The following is a 1,672-nucleotide window of genomic DNA, read 5'->3' as shown; positions in this document are numbered from 1 at the left end:
GGGTGCCGTCGGGGTTGATGCCTTGGAAGAAGCCGGTGGCGGGGTCGTGGTGGTGGAGGTAGTGGCGGGAGCGGTCGCGCAGGTAGGCGGCGGTGTCGGGGTCGCCGAGGGTGTCGGCCATGGTGGCGGTGGCGGCGTCGTTGACGCAGTTCTCCATGGCCCAGGAGAGGCCTTCGGGGGTGGCGGTGGTGGTGTGGTGGCGGAAGAGGGCGTCGGTGAGGCCTTTGCGGCCGACGGAGTCGTTCGGGGGGAGGGTGGTGGCGTTGCGGAGTGCGGCTTGGTAGGCGGTGTGGGGGTCGAAGCCGGGGACGCCTTTGGCGTGGGCGTCGGCGAAGGCGGCGTCGGAGTTGGTGCCGGTCATGAGGTTGGCGGGGCCGGGGGAGGACCAGCGGGAGATCCAGCCGCCGTCGCGGTGGTGGGTGAGGAAGCCGTCGATGAGGGTGCCGCAGAGTTCGGGGGTGAGCAGGGCGTAGGCGGGCCAGCAGGTGCGGTAGGTGTCCCAGAAGCCGTTGTTGACGGCGAGGGGGCCTGGGGCGGTGCGGCCGGTGAAGGGGTTGCGGTGCAGGCCTGGGGGTGGGCCTTCGGTGGTGAGGTTGGGGTAGAGGTGGAGGCGGTAGAGGTTGGAGTGGAGGGTGGTGAGTTGGTCGGGGGTGGCGCCGGTGGGGGTGATGGGGTCGAGGAGGGGTTTCCAGGCGTCGTGGGCGCGGGTTTTGAGGGTGTCGAAGTCGGTGGTGGCGAGTTCGGTGTCGTGGTTGGCGCGGGCTTGGTCGGGGCTGATGAGGGAGGTGGCGATGCGGAGGGTGAGGGTGGTGGGTCCGGTGGTGGCGGGGCGGTAGCGGATGAGCGCGGTGCGGGTGCGGGCGAGGCCGCGCAGGCGGTGGCGGGCGTCGAGGACGTCGAGGTCGGCGGTGGCGTGGATCCAGGTGCGGGTGGCGCCGGTGGACAGGGTGCTGCGGACGTCGGTGTGGGCGGTGAAGGTGGCGCCGTGGAGGTGGATGCGACCTGCGTCGCCGCGCAGGCCTGCGTTGTCGAGGACGAGGTTGGCGGGTTGGCCGGGTGGGTAGGTGGCGCGGAGGGCGGCGCCGTGGGGGGTGGGGGTGAGTTCGAGGTGGATGCCGTTGGTGAGGGTGAGGGCGTAGTGGTGGGGGTGGGCGGTTTCGTCGGTGTGGTGGAAGGGGGTGCGGCGGGCGCGGGGGCTGACGCGGGTGCCGGTGGTGGGCATGAGGTGGAAGGTGTTGCGGTCGCCCATCCAGGGGCTGGGGAGGTGGGAGAGGCCGAGGGCGATGAGGCCGCGTTGGCGGTGGTAGGCGTATTCCCAGTTGGTGTTGTGGTGGGTGAGGGGGGTCCAGAGGTCGGCGCCGTGGGGGTGAGCGGTGGCGGGGAGGGTGTTGCCGCGGGAGTAGGCGCGGGTGGAGTGGGTGCCGCGGGTGGTGAGGGCGCGTTCGACGGGGCTGGTGGGTGGTGGGGGTGTGGTGGTGAGGGTGAGGGTGTCGATCCAGCCGTGGGTGCGGGGGCCGGTGTGGGTGAGGTGGAGGGTGGTGGCGGTGCGTCCGGGGTGGGGGAGGGGGAGGTGGATGAGGTTCCACTGGTGGGGGATGAGGTTGGTGGTGTCGGCGGCGTGGGTGGTGCCGTCGTCGAGGGTGACGGTGATGGAGGGGGCGTGGCGGGGGGG

1 protein-coding gene is annotated in these 1,672 nt (G+C 72.2%); it reads right to left on the bottom strand.

Annotated features, from left to right (window positions below; translation table 11 throughout):
• Nucleotides 1-1,672 (bottom strand): glycoside hydrolase domain-containing protein (locus BJP25_RS11205; RefSeq protein WP_198943422.1); only part of this gene is annotated, 1,672 nt, incomplete at both ends.

This window comes from Actinokineospora bangkokensis (genome assembly GCF_001940455.1).
Lineage (GTDB): Bacteria > Actinomycetota > Actinomycetes > Mycobacteriales > Pseudonocardiaceae > Actinokineospora > Actinokineospora bangkokensis.
This window is presented reverse-complemented; position numbering and strand designations above follow the sequence as displayed.